This window comes from Ulvibacter antarcticus, from assembly GCF_003688405.1.
GTDB lineage: Bacteria > Bacteroidota > Bacteroidia > Flavobacteriales > Flavobacteriaceae > Ulvibacter > Ulvibacter antarcticus.
In genome coordinates this window covers 70,188-88,147 of record NZ_REFC01000016.1, presented here as the reverse complement: position 1 = coordinate 88,147, position 17,960 = coordinate 70,188, and the positions used below count along the sequence as shown (strand labels likewise).

Sequence of the window (17,960 nt, the reverse complement as noted above, 5' to 3'; positions counted from 1 at the left end):
TTGAATTATCTTCTAAAATTTCTTTAACACAATTGGACTGTCATTTTGAATAACGTTTAAAGTGTCAAAATACTCCTGAAGGCTTTTGTATGCTTCGGGCGCGAATTGGGGGTTATTCAGTCTTACGTTTAACCGTATGTTGATCTTAGTGCCAGAAACATCAAAAACTACCGATAACTCTCCATCGTTCATGGGAAGCTTTAGAAGTTTATTCGCCGGGACTTCCACCACTTCATAGTGATCTGCCAGATCTATAGAAATTAGATAATTGTTGGTAATTGGAAACCCGAAATCAATTGGAAAGGCGCGAGTAGATACCACAAATGGGTTTTCAGTAAAATAAGGCTTAACAAAAAATGGAAACAACAATGTTTTTGAACCGACATCTTCAGTATTTACAATGATGTTATAGTTTTCTTTTAGGGGTTTTTCCAGATCTTTCTTATTTTCCACATCATAGGCAGTAACCTCTACAATTTCACTCTTCGTCTCTTTGGATCGACGTATCCGTTCCATTGAAATAGTGGATAGTTTATTTCGCATTTCCGTAGAAATTAGGCCTGTAGAAACCTCATTCACCTGTCCTTCAAAAATACCATTTTCATTGGCTTTGATTTTTGCATTTATATAATGCATGTTCTTTAGTGACGGTAAAATCGGCTCCCAATAACTTCCTTTCTTAAAATCCATTACCCGCCCTTGAAAATTTAAATCGCGATAAGGAAGTATTCCGAAGGGAGTATTCTTATCAGTAACATCGAGAAAATATTTTTCAGAACCAATTTCAAGCAAAACGATCGAAGTTGTAAAATCATTAATAGTAGGAAATTGCGTCACCGGCATCGCAAACCCTCGTGTTGAAATAAGCATCGGTTTTACATCGAGACCACCAGCATCCAAGGCACATAGTAAGGACAGATTTATATCGGAACTATTGCCAGATTTACGCTCGTACGCTTCTTTGACATCAATCTCATGTGACACTCGAAATTTTCCGTTCCAAGCCATCTGATCTTGAATATAATAATAAATTGCTTTGGCCTTTTTCAGATCGTCCGATTCTTCAAACAGCGTTGATGGAAGTACTTTTTTAAAATAATTAGTATTTTTTAATTGCCGGCCTAAATCCAAATTGTGTCGAAATTCAGTGTCAACATCTTTCCAATCTCTAGTATATGGGTGTTTTCCACCACTAAAATCGACGTATTGCTCCAATTAGTAATGCATTCTCGCAATATAGTTATCCTCAGATAACATATGATTTTCCTTTTTAAAAGCTGGAACATTTCTCATTGCGTAGGTTGCAACTTCACAATCGGCATCCACGGCATAGCCCGGAAGTGTGAAACATGTCTTTTGAATTTCCGCTTCATTAATGTATAGCTCTAAACCGCCATGAAGTACTCTGTGATAGCTAAAATTTCCTGGTATCTTGGTGTGCAATTCGCTGTATATTTTAGGCAATTCACCTTGAAATCGCCATCCATCGAAGGTAGAAAAGTAGTTAGATTCAATGCGATAGCTATATTCCAATATACTTCCATCCTGGATATCCGGGAAAGTAAATTTCTTCAGCGACCACTTAGGAGTCTCATCGGTGCTGTATATGTTTTTTTCTGAAAGATAGGATTTCAACTTTCCGTTATGCGTTATTGCAGATATTTTAGCTATATTTTCGCTCTTGTTTTTTACATTGTAATAAGGAATTAACACAGTTCCTTGGTCAAATTTAGCGGCGTTAAATACCTTTATTTTGACGTGTACTTCTTTTATCAGTTTTACATAATCTTCTACAACATCAACATAATTTTTTGCGCTTTCGAATAAGACAACTCCAGCGGCGTCCGGGTTTGGAGAATAAGATTGAAGTGCGAAATCTTCAGTGGTAGGGCTGCCAAATTCGGCAGTGAGGCGCTGTTGTGAGAATAATGTAATCGAAACGCATAATAGTAGTAGGCAAAGGAATTTCCTATGGGTAGTCATAAGCAGAATTATAATTTGAAGTATTGAGGCGGCAAAATATAAAATTACCACAAATTAGAAAGTTAATTTGGTTGTTTTCTTCGGAAAAATTTCAGCATTACTAATATTATAATACTACCAATTACATATGCTACTAAATCCCAGGGGTCGAAGACACTGCCGATTATAATTCTAAAAACGTGGGATTGTATATTAAAAGTTTCCGCTAATTGAAACAGTTGAAGGAACTCAATGACGAAGGCAAAAATTAATATCCACAACACTAACTTTTCCGAAGCTATTTTAAAGAAAGTACGAATAAAGGTAAAAAGTAAAATTATTACCAATACATCTCCTATATAACTCCTTACGATATGATGAGTTTGACAAGTTGCTATTCCAACTTCTATTAAGAATAGAATAATCGTAGCCCCAGCGAATTTAAAATTAAATTGAAATTTCATTGTATTGTGATTAGTGAACGGTGAATAGTGATTAGTGAATAGTTAACAGTGATCAGTGAGCAGTAACTAGTCATCATTGATCAGTAACCAATAAAAACTAAAAACTAAAAGCCATAAGCGCATTGCCTACAGCTTAAAGCTTAGAGGGACAATTAAGAATTTCCCCAGTCAATTTTTCGAGAGGCGAACATGATAATTGCCAGGATGATGAAAAGTCCGATGCTTCCTACTAATAAGGCATAATTTTCCAACTGAATAATCACATATATAAAACCATAAAGTGATGCTAATGACGCGCAGATAAGGAGAGGAAACTTAAACACTTTCAATATAGCCCGTGAATATACTGTTATCAACGTAAGAACTGCGGCGGCGGCTATTCCGTATGCTTTTAAGAAGGAGCTATGTTCAGAAATAGAAATTAAAAGGGTATAAAACATCACTAGAGCTAATCCGATCATTACATATTGAAATGGATGGATATAGATTTTACTTACCAATTGTATCAATAAAAAAACAAGGAGTGTAAGCCCGATTACCATAAAACCGTATTTGGCGGTTCGCTCACTTTTTTGATATTCGTCTACTGGAATAATGAATTTAGTTCCAAATCCAAAAGCCGAGAGCTCGGGTAGGTTTCCGAAGAAAGATTGTTCAAATTGTCTGTTAATTTGAAGCACCTTCCAACCTGCCTTAAACCCATCTTTTGAAATTTCACGTGAGCCATCTTCAGGAAGAAAACGACCATCGAAACTAGGGGAGTGCCAGTTTGATTTCATTCGGGCGGTTGTTTCTTTTCCAATTGGAAGAAACTTAAGACTTTCACTTCCATTGATCTTTAAATCGAAAGAAAATGAGAGCATGTTTGCTGTGTTTTTTAGACCTTCAATATATCCACTTTCAATGGTGTTTAGGTAGTCTGTGCTGTATTTTGGTGACATAGAGAGAGATTGGGAATTCAGTTTAACCACGGGCGTATTTCTAATGCCTTTGAGGTTGGAGGTATTAATAATCACGGTAGCTTTTTCCCATAAAATATGTTCTCCTTTTATATCGGATTTTGAGAAGTCGGGCTTCGGAAACTTCCCGTTAACGTTAATGTCTGCCGTAAATACCACCGACTCATAGATACCTCGACTCAAGGGTTTGCTGTCAATATCTGAAACAATATCTAAAGTTTCAGGAAAAAAGTATGCATCTCGAACGGCTTCTTCATTTACGGTGGAATAGGTTTTCGTTTTTTCATCGTAGATCCGAACTTCCTTGAAAGTTTTGTAAGGGATCTTTAAAATGGGACCCGATAGGAGGACCTCATTCCCCCATTTTCCGTTTATGTCTTGAATAACTTCAGCTTGTCTGTAAGATCGCTCACTAATTAAACTTTTTACAAATTCAAGTGGGATAAGTAAAACGATTAGTAAAAATCCGACGACCAACATTCTGGCTGTAATTGAGTTGCGCAACCAGTTTCCAATTTTTCCTCTTTTCTGTTCCATAGTATGATGTGTTAAATGTTTAAATAATAGATGTTATACAATTTTTAAGATGATGAATGCATAGAGCGCGGCAATGGGGATATTTGAAAGACTCACCCCCATGGATTGCAATGTTTTTATTTTTTGATCGTCGACAATAAGTGCAACAATTAGTGCTAGAAGTACCATCAGATTAACCACAATCGCTGTTATGAGGTAGAAAAATCCTATCACCATAAAACTACTGTAATCATGCAGTATTAGTTGGATTAGAAACAAGAGAGTTCCTAAGCAAAAAAAGGAAAGGGCGACATTGATGCTAATTTGTAAACGCTTCATACATGTTGTTTTAAAGTACTTTGAAATTCAAAGTGAATAATTAAAAAAAATCCTTCAGCTAGTTTTCTTTATTCTTATTTAATAGTTTTTCCAGGGCTTGAATGTGTTTAATGAATTCTGCTTTACCTAGTTTGGTGGCACTATAACGTGTGTTTGGTTTTCTACCCACAAAAGACTTTTGTACTAGAATGTATTCGGCCTGTTCCAAAGCTTTGACATGACTTGCGAGATTACCATCCGTTAGGTTCAATAATTCTTTTAGACGATTAAAATCTGCATCTTCATAAACCATTAGGATGGACATAATCCCAAGCCGAATGCGATGATCAAATAATTTATTGATGTTGTCGATAATTCCCACGATTAGACTTTTTTCTCATGAAACATCATAATACTTCCGTAGATAACGTGCATTAATCCAAAACCGAGTATCCAAAACCAGAAACCATAGCCGGGTAATGCCGCGCAGATAAGTCCGATGATTATTTCGGCATAGCCAAGATATTTTACATTTCCTATGGTATATTTAGATGCATTTACGAGCGCTAAACCATAAAAGATAAGCATGAGAGAAGCCGTGAGACCATAATGCTGGCTGTTTAATTTTATAATAATGTAAATACCTCCTGTTACCAAAGGGATCAGGAAATTAAGAAGCAACCTTTTTGTGGTACCGTCCCAAATTTTCTCTTTGTTTTTTTTGGCTTTTTGAGTGGTAAGGAGATAGGCAGTAACAACACTTAGTACGGCTACCAAAATAAGTAAGCCTATAAGCACTTTAAACTCTAAACTATGAAGGATAAGTATTTCCTTTTGTTTAGAAAAGATGAAAGCATAAGCTATAATTGCGCCTAGTATGGCGTAGATTCCGGCGAATATACCCGACAAACCACTAAGAGAGATGAATCTTGAAGAACGATTCATGAGATTCTTTATCTCGCTTATGTCTTTTAAATAATCTTGCTCACTCATATTAAAGTACTTTGAATTACAAAGTTAAATTAATTTTCGAGTTGACAAAGTAGTCAATCAATTTTTATATAAATTTTATGATTTTTCCGAAAATAGGAAAAACCCCTTTTTAGAAACAGGAAAACTCCTGTTGATTTTGATCACAAAGTTTTTGAATATTTGATTGGTTTAATTAGCTGGGGAGTTGATTAAACCAAAATTGAGACTGTGTCGAAAGATACAGTCTCTTTCCTTTTATCCTAACTCCGTCCAATCAAGCTACAAGTGATACCCCTTTTTAAATACAGGAAAAACCCTCTTGTATGGTATTCTACTATTTTCGCACCTTTACAATGCTTAATTAATTGGGGAGTTAATAAAAGCGATAAAAATTGGCCGCTCTTTTTGAGTGGCTTTTTTTATAGGGGGTAGTTTTTATAGCAACTTGTCAATTACAGGGAAAACCCTTAAAAATTCCAGTGGATTGCCTCTTGTCTCTAAACCTGTTATACTTCAACTTTGCATAACTTATTAATAGAGTAAGTAAATCCAAACAGGAATATGAAAAGACCGTACCTAAAAAGTGCGGTTTTTTTATTTGTTATCTGCTAAATATAATATATGTCGGTCGAAGGTAGCCCCCCATCCATTGTAAATTCCCATTGCCTCCTGTTGTTTGCAATATTCTTCGGAAGGATGAATTACATTAAAAGTAAAATCGGTTGTGTCTCCCAAATCCTTAAAAATAATTTCAAGTTCTACGCCTTCAGTCATAGGTTTGAAATCGGCAGAGCTTACAATTTTTTCAAATTCTATGATTTCAGAATAGACTCCTTCTGTAATAAAATCCTTCCCATTGGGCATTTGCATTGTGTATTTCCATGTGCCACCGACTTTGAATTCATGTTTTATCACTTTTGTCTCCATTCCTTTTGGACCCCACCATTTAGCAATATGTTTGGGATTTGTCCAGGCTTCCCACACCAATTTGATGGGTGCCTTGAAGGTTCTGTTCATGGCGATAGTACGTTTACTTTTGTCGTTCGATTTAGTCATGATCATTGGTTTTAGCTGGTAAGGTGTTTAGGTAATTCTCAAATGAGTCTAATTTGTCCTCCCATAGTTTGCGATATTGCTGTATCCATATAAATGCAGGTAAAAGTGTCTTAGGCTGTATAAAACATAAGCGTTCTCTTCCTATTTTCTTAAATTCTATTATTTCACATTCGTTAAGAATCTTTAGATGCTTAGAAATCGCTGGTCGACTCACCTCGAATTTTTCGGCAATCGAATTTATGCTAAGAGAATCTTTAGCTAATAGCTCAATTATTTCTCTTCGCACGGGATCAGCAATAGCCTGGTAAACATCTCTTCTCATATTAATAGGTAACCGATTAGTTATAAATATATAGGTAATCGATCGGTTACGCAAATTAATCCTTGTTATTCTTAGAATATGCCTTTTCTTAATATCATTTTTATCCTTGAAGTACTATAAATACTGAGACAATCCTGTTTTTAGGGAAAAACCCCCTTTTAATTTCAGTTGAATACCTCTTGTCTTCAACTCGGTTTATATACATCTTTGTATTGCTTAATTAATTGGGGAGTTAATACAAGCAAATATGTTAAAAGGCTGTTCTTAATCGAACAGCCTTTTTCAGTTGTATAATTCTAAGCTCGTTTAATTGTTTTTTGATGATTATCCTGAAACTCCTTCAGAAATAGGAAAAACCCCCTTTTTATTTCAGTTGATTGCCTCTTGTGTCCAAATCGGTTTATCCACATCTTTGTATTGCTTAATTAATTGGGGAGTTAAAATAGCAACCATAAATAAAGGTCATTCGCCCGCGAGTGGCCTTTATTGCTTCAACTACTAACCAACCAATTTTTATTTGAAGCAGCCAGAAAAATTCCGTCGTCTCATATCCGACGGAATTTTTATTTAGAGTATCTTCGGAAGTATGAATCCTGCTGCTCACTATATACTGCAACAACCGGAACCTCAAAGGGCAATTTTATTGCATCTGCAATTGGTCATTGAAGCTATAGTTCCTGAAGCAGTGATGCTCTACAAGTATAAAATCCCATTTTATTATATCCATGGAAAGCGGCCTTTTTGTTATCTAAATTGTACCAAGGGATATGTTGATCTAGGATTTTGGAATGCCGCACATCTTACTAAGCATACTTCGGAAATGATTTCTGAAGGAAGAAAACATATGAAATCATTAAGGTATCTTCAGCTAAGCGATATAAACGATCTTGTTCTTACCGAAGTTCTTTCCGAAGCCTACCTATTAAAAGACAAAAAGTATTACAAATGATTAATGGTTTTCCGAATCGCAACCAGATCGGTAAGCAGTTTTTCAAGTAGATGAATGTCGAGCATATTCGCACCATCACTTTTCGCATGAGCAGGATCAAAGTGTGTTTCAATAAATAATCCGTCGGCTCCCGTAGCAATTCCGGCTCTGGCGATGGTGCTTATCATTTCGGGCCGACCACCTGTTACACCAATGGTTTGGTTAGGCTGTTGCAAGCTGTGAGTAACATCCAATACAACAGGTGCATATTGCTTCATAGTGGGAATACCACGAAAATCTACAATCATATCCTGATACCCAAACATAGTACCGCGATCTGTAATTACTACCTGTTGGTTGCCACAATCTGTTACTTTCTTAACGGCATGTTGCATGCTTTCCGGACTCATAAATTGCCCTTTTTTAAGATTTACCACCTTGCCGGTATTCGCGGCGGCGACTACCAGATCCGTTTGTCGCACCAAAAAGGCAGGAATCTGAAGTACATCAACATATTCAGCAGCCATAGCGGCATCGCTCACCTCATGAATATCTGTCACTGTTGGCACATCGAAAGCTTCTGAAACTTTACGAAGTATTTTTAATGCTTTTTCATCGCCGATTCCAGTGAAACTATCAATTCTACTACGATTGGCTTTTTTAAAACTTCCTTTAAAAATAAATGGAATCTCCAAACGCTCGGTAATTGCTTTAATTTTCTCAGCAATGACCATCGCCATTTCTTCTCCTTCAATAGCACATGGGCCTGCAAGTAAGAAGAAGTTGTTGGAATTGGTATGTTTTAACTTCGGAATTAAGTCTAGTTTCATAGCATCTTTTTAAGGTTGCAAAGATAATGAAAAGCACTTTAAGACGGTATTGTCGTGCGTTTTTAATTCCTCTATTAAAGAGATGTAAAACAGATTTTGCAATCAATGTATAGTCCATCTTACCATCATTTTAGAATAAATCCTATCCAACTATAGGAGTCTCATTGACAAGTTTCCATAAACCTTCCTCATTCTTAATTAAAATGATGATGGATGTAAAAGTAAGTTTTGTGCCATTAAAAACTACTTTGGCACATGCGGTATTTCCGTTTATTGTTATGTTATCTATGTTAACTCTTCGGTTATCTCCACCATATTCTTTAGTCTTAATTTTTTCCAAATAGATATTCCTAGGCATAATATTAACTTCATTACTTCCAAAAAGTCTGTTCATTACGATGCGATAATTACCGTCAAGATATTTTTCAAGTTCTTGAACATCATTATTATCTCCCGCCTTGGCAAAGGAATTAATAGTGTTGGTTATTTCGACGGTATCTGATGATTGGGCATAGGTGTTTAGCGTAAAACAAAACACAATTGCGATTACGAATATTTGATTTTTCATTTTATTTGAATTTTAGTTTGTAATAATTATTTTTTGATACTATGAGTGCTAGTTAAGGGGCGCTTAAATTGATTGCTGCCTTCATTTTTATAGGGTTATATGAACGGAAGTTCTCATTATAGAATGATGTTGAAAGTCATCTTCTAAACTGTAAGCTATAATCATCCAATAAGATTTACCTACTGAAAGTTCTTTTTGGTATTTACATGCTGATGAAACTTCGACAGAAAACGAAATTGTTGTTGTATTGTTAGATTCAACACCTGAAACATTATTTACCAAAATATGATCGTCCAACGAATTAATGGGTTTGTAGTTTCCAGGGCTTAAGGTAAAATGTTCTACAACTTCAGCAATGTTTTGGCGAACCCTTCCCATTAAAAGATAAGCTCCTGTTATAGAGTTGGTTTCGTTAAATCCAATGGTGACCCAGCCATTTGTTGGAGCCGCCATTGTAAATTGGATGGTATCTTGATCGAAATACCATTGAATTTCCATTCCATGTTTTTTGATATTATTCAAATGTTCCTGTCCCAGCAATATTGATGATAAGCTCGCAATAAGTAAAGTGATAATTATTGTTCTCATATAGTTGTTTTAATGTCAATTATTGATATATCAATTAATAGTTTAAATTTTTTTTAACTCATATTCTCCTGTATTCTTTTTAAAAGTTCATTTAAATTTCTTTGTTCTTTTTCTGAAAGGCCTTCAATGCTTTTTTTTCTATGTGCATCTACTAATGGCATATTGGTCTTAATAAAAACAACTCCTTTTTTTGACAAGTCAATACTATATTGCCTTCTGTTTTCAGGAATGGGTAGGCGGTTGATAAGTTCCTTCTTTTGTAATAAGTCAAGTGTTCGGGTAATTGAAGCTGGATCTCGTAGGGATTTTTCCGCCAATTCTTTTTGTGAAATATCATTACTTTCATGGACAATTTTTAAGAGTATCCATTGTTCAACCGTAATTTCTAAACCTAATCTATCAAACTCTCTTTGGGAGTATTGTTTTGCAACCTTACTAGTTTTGTCGATTTGGAAAAGTATTACTTCTTCAATCATAAATGATATATCAATAGTTGATGTTGTAAATATAAATATATTTTTTTAATATCAAAGATTATTTGAATTAATTTAGTTGTGCTTCACCAGTTTAATAGTTTGACCTTCAATATTCAAGAAATACATTCCTGAAGGGAACGGAGACAAATCAATTTGTTTGTTATCACCGCTTAGATTTCCTCTCAATAAGTCTTGGCCTAAGGGCGAAATGAGTTTGAACTGAACGTCTTCAAGAATTTCTAAATTAACTATGCCTTTCGTCGGATTAGGATAAAATCCGATGGCTAATTCTTGACTATTTACTCCTAATAATTCACATTCGAAATCCTGCTCTACCTTAGAAGCAGCCGGCGGATTTACTAAGAGTTCGTCTGTTAATAATGGGCAATAGCAGTCATTTTCTTCTACATATAGTTTTAGCCATGTTAGCGCTATTTTTCCAACAGAACCGCCACCGCCATTAGGTGTATTCGCCACCGAGTGATTACCATTTGCGATTTCAAAAAGTAATTTATCAGTTGTAATTGGTGTTATGTCATAATGAATATCAGCGTGTTGGGAGGGAGGTGCTACGTTGTCATTCTCTCCACTAAAAATTAACACCGGACTTTGATGAGTGAGCTGAGGATTAGTGAGGTATGGACATAAGGCAACAACACCGGCAATAGTGTTATCGAGTACAGCTGCTCTTTGAGCGCCACCACCACCCATAGACCATCCACTTACGGCCAATTGATCTAGATTAAGCGCTCCTTCAAGGGGAGATGTGGCTCTACTATTTTCTTGCTTAATAGTTTCCAAGGCATCTATTAGAGCAATGGCTCGTGCTTCGGGAAAATCATAAATAGAATTCGTGCCGATAATAATGGTCACGATTCCGTGAGATGCATAGAAGGGGCCCCATTCTTCAACACTAGAAGGCAATGCTGTAAATCCGGGCACGATTGCAATACTGGCGAAGGGTGGCGTAGCATTAGTAGGGTAATAAATCGTAGCTCCAAAATAATCGGGACCGTTTCGTATTCCATCTGCCTCGGTGAGTGTTGCTACGTCAAAAGGACCGGGGTTTGTAAGACTGTCTACAGTGATGTCCTCACATTGGGCAAAAATATCATTAGTAAAAAGGGATGAGAAAAGTGTGAGCAGTAAGACAAGGTATAATTTTTTCATATTTTCTTTTTAAAATACTAATTTAAGTATTAATCTATTAAGAGATAGAAATAAGTCATTAATTGCAATCATTGTTGAATGCTGCTGTGACACTATAATTTAATTTTTTAGATTTAGCTTTTTCAAATTCATTTTAATGAAGAAGCGTATCTACTTCACGATATATCCTATATTTTAATCACCTTTCGGATTTTAGATTCATTATTGCTTGTTTCAATTTTTATGATATAGACGCCGGAATTTAAATCGGTGAGATCAATTTTTTCTGAATTGTGAACGGTTAAAACTAAGCTTCCCAGGGCATCAAAAACATAGATTGCACCAATTTTGGATTCCGGCCCCACTATTATTATACCATTTGTAGGGTTTGGATAGACGGTAAATGGACTTTGTATATGTTCTGAAATATTCAAATTTCGGGTGTTTTCATTCTGAACATTTTTATCGTCATTATCCATATCCAATGAGTGGGCTAAATTCGTTTTTTCTGTAGTGGAAGAAAGAGTTGGTTGCGGTTCGAGCTGGGCATGCAAGGAGGTAATAATAAGCAGCGCCGTTGTGGTTAGTAATTTAAATTTCATAATCAAGAAAATTTGAAAGGGAGCTGTACTTAAAGATAGTGATTATTTAGTAAACATGTAAGGGGGTTTTTTATTCGGAAAGAATTGGTGCTTAAAAAGTTAAAACCGCAAAATGTAAAATGTGAAATTGAAAAAAGTAAACCTGAAAAAGTAAAAAGTTGAATTGTCTCTTAGATCATTGTAGGCTGCGTTAAGGATAGAGGCGGCATCCCCCGTAGTAGTCGTGAAGTGAGCTTCGCTCTACTTCATCGGCACTACAGGGATATAGCCGAAAGCCTGCCCACTGAAGCTTTGAGGAACGAAAAGTGAAAGTGGGAACGCCCAAAATACTACGGGAATCATTGAGTTATTGGCTGTTAAATAAAAAGTTAAGTATGCATTTAATTCGATTAATAAACACTACTTTTGCAGCCGCGAACACAGAGGCCAATAAATAAAGTGACAATCACTTTGTAAAATACTGGTAGATAAGGTGTTTCGCTTTAAACAGAGTATCGTTATGAATATTAAAAACATCGCTATTATTGCCCACGTTGACCACGGTAAAACGACCTTGGTAGATAAGATTATGCATCACTGTAGTTTGTTCCGAGAGAATGAACATACAGGGGATTTGATTTTGGATAATAATGATTTGGAACGTGAACGAGGAATTACAATTACTTCCAAAAACGTTTCTGTTGTATATAAAGGCACAAAAATTAATATTATCGATACTCCTGGTCACGCCGATTTTGGTGGTGAAGTAGAGCGTGTATTGAACATGGCTGATGGTGTATTACTATTGGTTGATGCTTTTGAAGGTCCAATGCCTCAAACGCGTTTTGTACTTCAGAAAGCGATCGATCTTGGATTGAAGCCTTGTGTGGTTATAAATAAAGTGGATAAGGAAAACTGTACGCCAGATGAGGTACATGAGTTGGTATTCGATTTGATGTTCGAATTAGGTGCTGAAGAGTGGCAGTTAGATTTCCCAACAGTTTACGGTTCGGCGAAACACAACTGGATGAGTGATGATTGGAAAAACCAAACAGACAATATAGAGCCTTTATTGGATATGGTGTTAGCACACGTTCCTGCTCCGAAAATTGAGGCGGGAACTCCTCAATTATTGATTACATCTTTAGATTTCTCATCTTTTACAGGACGTATCGCAATTGGTCGTTTGCAAAGAGGTGAATTAAAAGAAGGAATGCAAGTTGCATTGGTAAAGCGAGATGGGAGCATTCAGAAAGCAAGAATAAAAGAATTACACACTTTTGAAGGTTTAGGTCGGAGAAAAGTGGAATCTGTTCAGGCAGGAGATATTTGTGCTTTAGTTGGTATTGAAGGTTTCGAAATTGGCGATACTGTTGCCGATCTTGAAAACCCTGAAGGATTAAAAACGATTGCTATTGATGAGCCTACGATGAGTATGCTGTTCACAATTAACGATTCGCCTTTCTTCGGAAAAGATGGAAAGTTTGTAACTTCTCGTCACATTAGAGAGCGTTTGGAGCGTGAGCTTGAAAAGAACTTGGCACTTAGAATGGAGCCAACAGATAGTGCCGATAAATTTATGGTTTTCGGTCGTGGTGTATTGCACCTTTCTGTATTGATCGAAACTATGCGTCGTGAAGGATATGAATTGCAAATCGGACAGCCACAAGTAATCATTAAGGAAATTGATGGTGTTAAATGTGAGCCTGTTGAGGAAATGACTATTGATTTACCTGAAAATGTGAGTGGAACAGCTATTAATATGGTGACCATCAGAAAAGGTGAAATGTTGAGTATGGAAGGAAAAGGAGATCGTATGATCTGCAAATTCCAGATTCCATCAAGAGGTATCATCGGAATGCGTAATCAGCTTTTGACCGCTACGGCTGGGGAAGCTATTATGACGCACCGTTTCTTAGAATACCAACCGCTTAAAGGAGGTATTCCAGAACGTCAAAACGGAAGTTTGGTATCTATGGAGAATGGTTCTGCGATTCCTTATTCAATTGATAAGTTACAGGATAGAGGTCGTTTCTTTGTAAATCCGAATGAGGATATCTACGAAGGACAAGTAATTGGTGAGAATACACGTCAGGATGATATGACCGTGAATATCACTAAAACTAAAAAGATGTCTAACGTTCGTTCTTCAGGAGCGGATGATAAAGCGAAGATTATTCCTGCTATCAAATTTTCATTGGAAGAAGCGTTGGAATACATTCAGAAAGATGAGTATGTAGAGGTAACTCCACATCACTTGCGTCTTCGTAAGGTTTATCTTAAAGAAACTGATAGAAAGCGTAACAAGCTATAAGTTAGTTTCAAATTATAAAAGCAACGCGCTATTGTTTTCTTCGGAAATGGTAGCGCGTTTTTTTATTAAGTGATCGATTAAAATGTTGTTTCAAACATCCATCCCCTCCCGAAGTGTCGGGACTTCCTTCGAAGGAAGGGGGCATATTATTGATTTATTAAAAGTCTCCCTTTGAAGGGAGATTTAGAGGGATGTTTTTTGATTTGAAACTCTCTCCTTCAACCCACTCGCAAGACTATTAAGAAGCACAAATAGAATCAAATAGAAAACCCAATCATTGTAGAATGTAAAGCGTTTAATGGTGTGAATTCCAATGGCGATGATGGCCATATTGGAAATGGTTAATATGGCTCCAAGAATGAGTATTTTGATAATATTACTGCTGTTTTTCCGAAGATGAAAGAGTCCAAATGCCAGAACGATAAAGAAAAATATGGCGATTGCGATATTTCCGAAGCCACTAATAAAATTTCGGATGTTAAGGTTCGCCCAGGCTTTAAAGTTTTTTATCACCAGTGATGGTGTTATCGCGGAGGTCATTTGCTCCAGTTTTATAAATTTTTCATCTTCGGAAAGACTTTGGCCTAACTGTTCTTTTCCGAAGTAATAGAGGGTCCAGTTAGTAATACGGGTGTATTTATCTCTGTAAAACCCTACAGGATCCAATTGAGCAGCTTTAGAACTATGCAAATTGAGTTCGCGTTCTTCAAGTTTAGCAAAAACTGCTTTAAAGAATTCTTTTTCTGAAGCTTCTGTGTAAATATCGGAATCTGAAGCATTGGCCAGATAGATGGCGGGCGTTAATAAATGTACGCCGGTCCATGGCGTTTTTACAAAGTGACCGTTTACAACTTTATGGTAGGTTTTATCGCTAAGAGAAACTATTGTTGGCAGAGCGAGTATAAGCAGGAAAAGAAGTGCGTTCTTTTTAAATGTCTTTTGCTGGTAGCTAATCCAGGCTAATAATAAAAAGGCCACAGCTACTACAAAAATGAACTGTCCGCGTGTTAAGAGTAGTAAGAAAATAACAGGAAGTAACCAGATGATGTACTTGCGGTCTTCTTTAAAAAAGGCAAGGCATGTAAAATTCACAGCCAGCAAATAAAGTGCATATGCAATCGCTTCGGAAAGTACATTGTTTGCGATGTGATCTCCCGTTATAGATGGAGCGAGAAGTACAAAGGTTAAGAGGATATACCAAAATGGCTTCAGTTGTAGCTGTTGCTTTAAGGTATTTACTAGTAAATAAACAGATGTACAGATACTTCCAATTTGGACAAGGAGCAACGGAATTCCGAAGCTTTCAGAATACAACAATTGCACAAGCAAAGAATAAACCGGAAGTCGAATGATAGACATATCTATATACCCATCAGAGTCGTTGTGAATTTGGAGTCCGCCGCTCAGCACATAAACGATGGTACACAAAAAAAGAACCCCAAGAATATGCTTAAAATATCGCTCTGTGAAGTCGTTTAATGATCTTTGCATCCTTATTTTTTCAATCCTAAGATACTAAAAAAGAGGCTAAATAAAATAATCTGAACTCCCAATAGCATAGTGGTTATCGCCGGAATGACAATCCGCAGGATAGCATTGGTGTTTATATCTCCAAAATTAATTTCTTGCCAGTCGCTATAGGCAATCACACTAAGTACAACTCCAACTAATACTAAGAGGAAACCAAGGATCAAGCCTTTCTCCATCGTAATACTTTTAAAGAGTTTGTCGTATTTTTTTGACTTCGGAAGCAAGCCGTTTTCGACTGTGAATACTTTTGTAAGTCCGTAAAACAATACAAATTGGAATCCAATTAATGTAAATCCGGATGTGAAAAGTAAGGTATGCACATCGAAGGTGGTGTTTCCAATATCCAGAGGTCCGGCGGTTAATATTGCACTTAAAATAAATCCGAAGAACATCAATAACAATCCGGGAATTAAAAACAGCCACTTCGGACTATACAGCATCAAAAATCGTAGATGTCTCCAACCGTCACTCCAGGTGTTGAGGTGGGGCGGACGAGTTCTCCCATCTGGTGAAAGAATGGTTGGCACTTCGGCGATTTTAAGATCTTTAAGGATGGATTTCACAATCATTTCGGAGGCAAATTCCATTCCAGTGGTTTTCAGGTCCATTTTATAGAAAGCTTCTTTGCTAAATCCGCGTAACCCACAATGGAAATCACCGATTGAGCTGTTGAAAAATAGTCGGCCAATAAAAGATAGCACAGGGTTTCCGAGATACCTATGAAGAAAGGGCATGGCACCTTTTTTAATTCCGCCTTTAAAGCGGTTACCCATCACCAGATCGTTGCCTTCGCGCAGTTTTACAATGTAAGGCATCATATTACTAAAATCGTAACTATCATCTGCATCGCCCATCATGATGTAGGTGCCTTCTGCGGCATTGATTCCGCCAATTAGTGCATTTCCATAGCCTTTTAATGGAACAGCAACTACACGTGCTCCAAGATCTTCTGCGATCTTTTGAGAACCATCGGTGCTACCGTTGTCTGCAATAACCACCTCTCCGGCAATTTTTTCTCTTTCAAAAAAAGATTGGGCTTTTTGAATACAGACTGCAAGCGTTTCCGCTTCATTAAGGCAAGGCATTACAACACTAAGTTCGGGTTTCATAGGCGGCTAGGAGCTTTTTGGTAAGTATGATTAAAATTATAAAAGCGAATGCAAAGTAATAAAATTGGTAACGAATAATAGTATGAACTACAAAAGCAACCAAAACGGCGTTGATATTTATAAGCAATGAGCTAAAAAATAACAAGGCATTTTCAAAGTTAAATTTCTTTAAAGTTTGCCATCCGCTGTACAAACAAACCACGATAAAGAAAATCCAAACAAAGATAGATTTAAATCCGTGAAGAATATTGGTGACGTAGAGTGCAAACCAATCTTTAAAGTTTTGTTTTACCAAGAGCGGCATCATTTCTTTGGCTGCCACTTCAATATCCACATTGCTTTTGAAGTAATTCCCGGTCTTATCGAAGTAATAATCAATTCCCTGCTCATAAAAATTGAGGTTGCAGATGTAGGGGAAATTATTATGAAAGAGCATATACTTTTCTTTATAGCTTCCTTCTATTTTAGAGCTCAGAAGTCCGAGGCTGTCGATACGATTATACGACTTGAGAAAGATCTTTTTGTGGTCTTCATTCATGAATAAAGTGCTGTCGCTAGCCTGAGAAGTGAATAGAGGCAATGTAATCGCGTTGATATAACTAAAAGGCGTAGTAACGTAATTGTGATGTACTAATTTGTGGTAGGTACTGTCGAGCGTATTGGCTACAAAAGGAATGAGAATCAATAAAATTAGTTGTCTCAGTTGTTTTTTCTGAAAGATTTGTCGTTTGTGTTTTAGGATCAATAACAAGATGATCACCGGAATCACGATGGAGAACTGCCCTCTCGTAAGCACCAATAAAACGTAGGTTGGTAATATAAGATATAAGTAATGATCCTTATTTCTGAAAAGAAACTCCAATGTAAAAGTCATAAACAAAAGGAACAATGGATACGCTAATCCTTCCGAAGCAATAGCAATACTGGTGTCTAAGGGTGGAAATAATGGGAAAGAAAGTAGTGCTAACATGAATAATATGAGCACGATATTCAGTTTTATTAATCGTATAATGCATTTAAGGAAAATATGAATTGCAAAAAGAGCAAAAAGCGTTTGAGAGATATTAATTGTAATATCGTATAAATTCTGACCAACAACCGCATGAATCCCTCGTATAAACAATACATAGACCGGATATCTGTTTATATTAACATGCCAAAAGCTATTGGTCGCCGGATAATAGATGGTGGGTTGTAATATCAAATATCCAAAAATACCGAGGTAAACGACAAAAAGTAGGAGGTCAAGACCTGAAAACTTATATTTGTATAAGGAAAATTGTGTTTTAAACACAGCTATTATTATGGAGTTAGATAG

Annotated in this window: 20 protein-coding genes; 2 read left to right on the top strand and 18 right to left on the bottom strand. The window is 36.5% G+C overall.

The annotated features are described in order from the left end of the window. Positions 1-12: 12 nt before the first annotated feature. The 9 genes from BXY75_RS16050 to BXY75_RS16010 all read right to left on the bottom strand — a co-directional run bounded on the left by BXY75_RS16050 (position 13) and on the right by BXY75_RS16010 (position 6,623). The gene (locus BXY75_RS16050; protein WP_121908796.1) at positions 13-1,215 is read right to left on the bottom strand and encodes a transglutaminase-like domain-containing protein; all 1,203 of its coding nucleotides are present in this window, start codon (positions 1,213-1,215) and stop codon (positions 13-15) included. Continuing rightward, positions 1,216-1,983, bottom strand: a complete 768-nt coding sequence (locus BXY75_RS16045; protein WP_121908795.1) for a DUF3857 domain-containing protein — start codon at positions 1,981-1,983, stop codon at positions 1,216-1,218. Between the two features lie 62 nt (positions 1,984-2,045). Next, positions 2,046-2,426, bottom strand: a complete 381-nt coding sequence (locus tag BXY75_RS17395) for a ribosomal maturation YjgA family protein (protein ID WP_121908794.1) — start codon at positions 2,424-2,426, stop codon at positions 2,046-2,048. 152 nt (positions 2,427-2,578) lie between these two features. Further along, complete coding sequence (gene creD / locus BXY75_RS16035; RefSeq protein WP_121908793.1) at positions 2,579-3,922, bottom strand: cell envelope integrity protein CreD; 1,344 nt, start codon at positions 3,920-3,922, stop codon at positions 2,579-2,581. A 33-nt stretch (positions 3,923-3,955) separates the two neighbouring features. Continuing rightward, entirely contained in the window at positions 3,956-4,240 is a 285-nt protein-coding gene (locus tag BXY75_RS16030; RefSeq protein WP_121908792.1) for a hypothetical protein, read from the bottom strand. A 58-nt stretch (positions 4,241-4,298) separates the two neighbouring features. Continuing rightward, the gene (locus BXY75_RS16025) at positions 4,299-4,601 is read right to left on the bottom strand and encodes a winged helix-turn-helix domain-containing protein (protein WP_121908791.1); all 303 of its coding nucleotides are present in this window, start codon (positions 4,599-4,601) and stop codon (positions 4,299-4,301) included. Between the two features lie 2 nt (positions 4,602-4,603). Continuing rightward, positions 4,604-5,212, bottom strand: a complete 609-nt coding sequence (locus tag BXY75_RS16020; RefSeq protein WP_121908790.1) for a hypothetical protein — start codon at positions 5,210-5,212, stop codon at positions 4,604-4,606. A gap of 573 nt (positions 5,213-5,785) precedes the next feature. Next, positions 5,786-6,247 carry an SRPBCC family protein gene (locus BXY75_RS16015; protein WP_121908854.1) on the bottom strand — a complete coding sequence of 154 codons (462 nt, stop codon included), beginning with the start codon at positions 6,245-6,247 and terminating at the stop codon, positions 5,786-5,788. Then, complete coding sequence (locus tag BXY75_RS16010) at positions 6,240-6,623, bottom strand: ArsR/SmtB family transcription factor (RefSeq protein ID WP_262697295.1); 384 nt, start codon at positions 6,621-6,623, stop codon at positions 6,240-6,242. The genes BXY75_RS16015 and BXY75_RS16010 overlap by 8 nt, the downstream gene beginning before the upstream one ends. A 532-nt stretch (positions 6,624-7,155) precedes the next feature. On the opposite strand from BXY75_RS16010, the gene BXY75_RS16005 reads away from it, so the two are divergent. Continuing rightward, positions 7,156-7,518: a DUF1801 domain-containing protein gene (locus BXY75_RS16005; protein ID WP_121908788.1), complete on the top strand. Its 363-nt coding sequence runs from the start codon at positions 7,156-7,158 to the stop codon at positions 7,516-7,518. Here the strand turns inward: BXY75_RS16005 and kdsA are convergent. From kdsA to BXY75_RS15975, 6 genes are all read right to left on the bottom strand, one after another. Beyond that, on the bottom strand, positions 7,509-8,327 hold the full coding sequence (gene kdsA, locus BXY75_RS16000) for a 3-deoxy-8-phosphooctulonate synthase (RefSeq protein WP_121908787.1): 819 nt from the start codon (positions 8,325-8,327) through the stop codon (positions 7,509-7,511). The two genes, BXY75_RS16005 and kdsA, sit on opposite strands and share 10 nt — an antisense overlap. A gap of 142 nt (positions 8,328-8,469) precedes the next feature. Then, positions 8,470-8,895, bottom strand: coding sequence for a nuclear transport factor 2 family protein (locus BXY75_RS15995; RefSeq protein WP_121908786.1), 426 nt, complete (start codon positions 8,893-8,895; stop codon positions 8,470-8,472). Between the two features lie 87 nt (positions 8,896-8,982). After that, positions 8,983-9,483, bottom strand: a complete 501-nt coding sequence (locus tag BXY75_RS15990) for a DOMON domain-containing protein (protein WP_121908785.1) — start codon at positions 9,481-9,483, stop codon at positions 8,983-8,985. A 53-nt stretch (positions 9,484-9,536) separates the two neighbouring features. Next, on the bottom strand, positions 9,537-9,959 hold the full coding sequence (locus tag BXY75_RS15985; RefSeq protein ID WP_121908784.1) for a MarR family winged helix-turn-helix transcriptional regulator: 423 nt from the start codon (positions 9,957-9,959) through the stop codon (positions 9,537-9,539). 72 nt (positions 9,960-10,031) lie between these two features. Beyond that, a complete protein-coding gene (locus BXY75_RS15980) occupies positions 10,032-11,129 on the bottom strand; it encodes a poly(ethylene terephthalate) hydrolase family protein (protein ID WP_121908783.1) in 1,098 nt (365 codons plus the stop codon). A 167-nt stretch (positions 11,130-11,296) separates the two neighbouring features. Next, a complete protein-coding gene (locus BXY75_RS15975; protein ID WP_121908782.1) occupies positions 11,297-11,710 on the bottom strand; it encodes a T9SS type A sorting domain-containing protein in 414 nt (137 codons plus the stop codon). 499 nt (positions 11,711-12,209) lie between these two features. On the opposite strand from BXY75_RS15975, the gene typA reads away from it, so the two are divergent. Continuing rightward, a complete protein-coding gene (typA, locus tag BXY75_RS15970) occupies positions 12,210-14,003 on the top strand; it encodes a translational GTPase TypA (RefSeq protein WP_211331836.1) in 1,794 nt (597 codons plus the stop codon). Between the two features lie 183 nt (positions 14,004-14,186). Here typA and BXY75_RS15965 read toward each other — a convergent pair whose 3' ends face one another. Genes BXY75_RS15965 through BXY75_RS15955 form a run of 3 tightly spaced genes read right to left on the bottom strand, consistent with a single transcriptional unit; the run spans position 14,187 to position 17,936 of the window. Then, complete coding sequence (locus BXY75_RS15965; RefSeq protein ID WP_121908781.1) at positions 14,187-15,494, bottom strand: hypothetical protein; 1,308 nt, start codon at positions 15,492-15,494, stop codon at positions 14,187-14,189. A gap of 2 nt (positions 15,495-15,496) precedes the next feature. Then, a complete protein-coding gene (locus tag BXY75_RS15960) occupies positions 15,497-16,642 on the bottom strand; it encodes a glycosyltransferase family 2 protein (RefSeq protein WP_121908780.1) in 1,146 nt (381 codons plus the stop codon). Next, positions 16,626-17,936 carry a hypothetical protein gene (locus BXY75_RS15955; RefSeq protein ID WP_121908779.1) on the bottom strand — a complete coding sequence of 437 codons (1,311 nt, stop codon included), beginning with the start codon at positions 17,934-17,936 and terminating at the stop codon, positions 16,626-16,628. Before BXY75_RS15955 ends, BXY75_RS15960 begins: the two co-directional genes overlap by 17 nt. Positions 17,937-17,960: the final 24 nt, after the last annotated feature.

What these genes read in the sequence shown, in the direction of transcription:
- BXY75_RS15990 (WP_121908785.1), bottom strand. Translation starts at nt 9,483, where the DNA reads ATGAGAACAATAATTATCACTTTACTTATTGCGAGCTTATCATCAATA.
- BXY75_RS16020 (WP_121908790.1), bottom strand. Translation starts at nt 5,212, where the DNA reads ATGAGTGAGCAAGATTATTTAAAAGACATAAGCGAGATAAAGAATCTC.
- BXY75_RS16005 (WP_121908788.1), top strand. Translation starts at nt 7,156, where the DNA reads ATGAATCCTGCTGCTCACTATATACTGCAACAACCGGAACCTCAAAGG.
- BXY75_RS15975 (WP_121908782.1), bottom strand. Translation starts at nt 11,710, where the DNA reads ATGAAATTTAAATTACTAACCACAACGGCGCTGCTTATTATTACCTCC.
- BXY75_RS16015 (WP_121908854.1), bottom strand. Translation starts at nt 6,247, where the DNA reads ATGACTAAATCGAACGACAAAAGTAAACGTACTATCGCCATGAACAGA.
- typA (WP_211331836.1), top strand. Translation starts at nt 12,210, where the DNA reads ATGAATATTAAAAACATCGCTATTATTGCCCACGTTGACCACGGTAAA.
- creD (WP_121908793.1), bottom strand. Translation starts at nt 3,922, where the DNA reads ATGGAACAGAAAAGAGGAAAAATTGGAAACTGGTTGCGCAACTCAATT.
- BXY75_RS15960 (WP_121908780.1), bottom strand. Translation starts at nt 16,642, where the DNA reads ATGAAACCCGAACTTAGTGTTGTAATGCCTTGCCTTAATGAAGCGGAA.
- BXY75_RS17395 (WP_121908794.1), bottom strand. Translation starts at nt 2,426, where the DNA reads ATGAAATTTCAATTTAATTTTAAATTCGCTGGGGCTACGATTATTCTA.
- BXY75_RS15980 (WP_121908783.1), bottom strand. Translation starts at nt 11,129, where the DNA reads ATGAAAAAATTATACCTTGTCTTACTGCTCACACTTTTCTCATCCCTT.
- BXY75_RS15995 (WP_121908786.1), bottom strand. Translation starts at nt 8,895, where the DNA reads ATGAAAAATCAAATATTCGTAATCGCAATTGTGTTTTGTTTTACGCTA.
- BXY75_RS15985 (WP_121908784.1), bottom strand. Translation starts at nt 9,959, where the DNA reads ATGATTGAAGAAGTAATACTTTTCCAAATCGACAAAACTAGTAAGGTT.
- BXY75_RS16030 (WP_121908792.1), bottom strand. Translation starts at nt 4,240, where the DNA reads ATGAAGCGTTTACAAATTAGCATCAATGTCGCCCTTTCCTTTTTTTGC.
- BXY75_RS15965 (WP_121908781.1), bottom strand. Translation starts at nt 15,494, where the DNA reads ATGCAAAGATCATTAAACGACTTCACAGAGCGATATTTTAAGCATATT.
- BXY75_RS16045 (WP_121908795.1), bottom strand. Translation starts at nt 1,983, where the DNA reads ATGACTACCCATAGGAAATTCCTTTGCCTACTACTATTATGCGTTTCG.
- kdsA (WP_121908787.1), bottom strand. Translation starts at nt 8,327, where the DNA reads ATGAAACTAGACTTAATTCCGAAGTTAAAACATACCAATTCCAACAAC.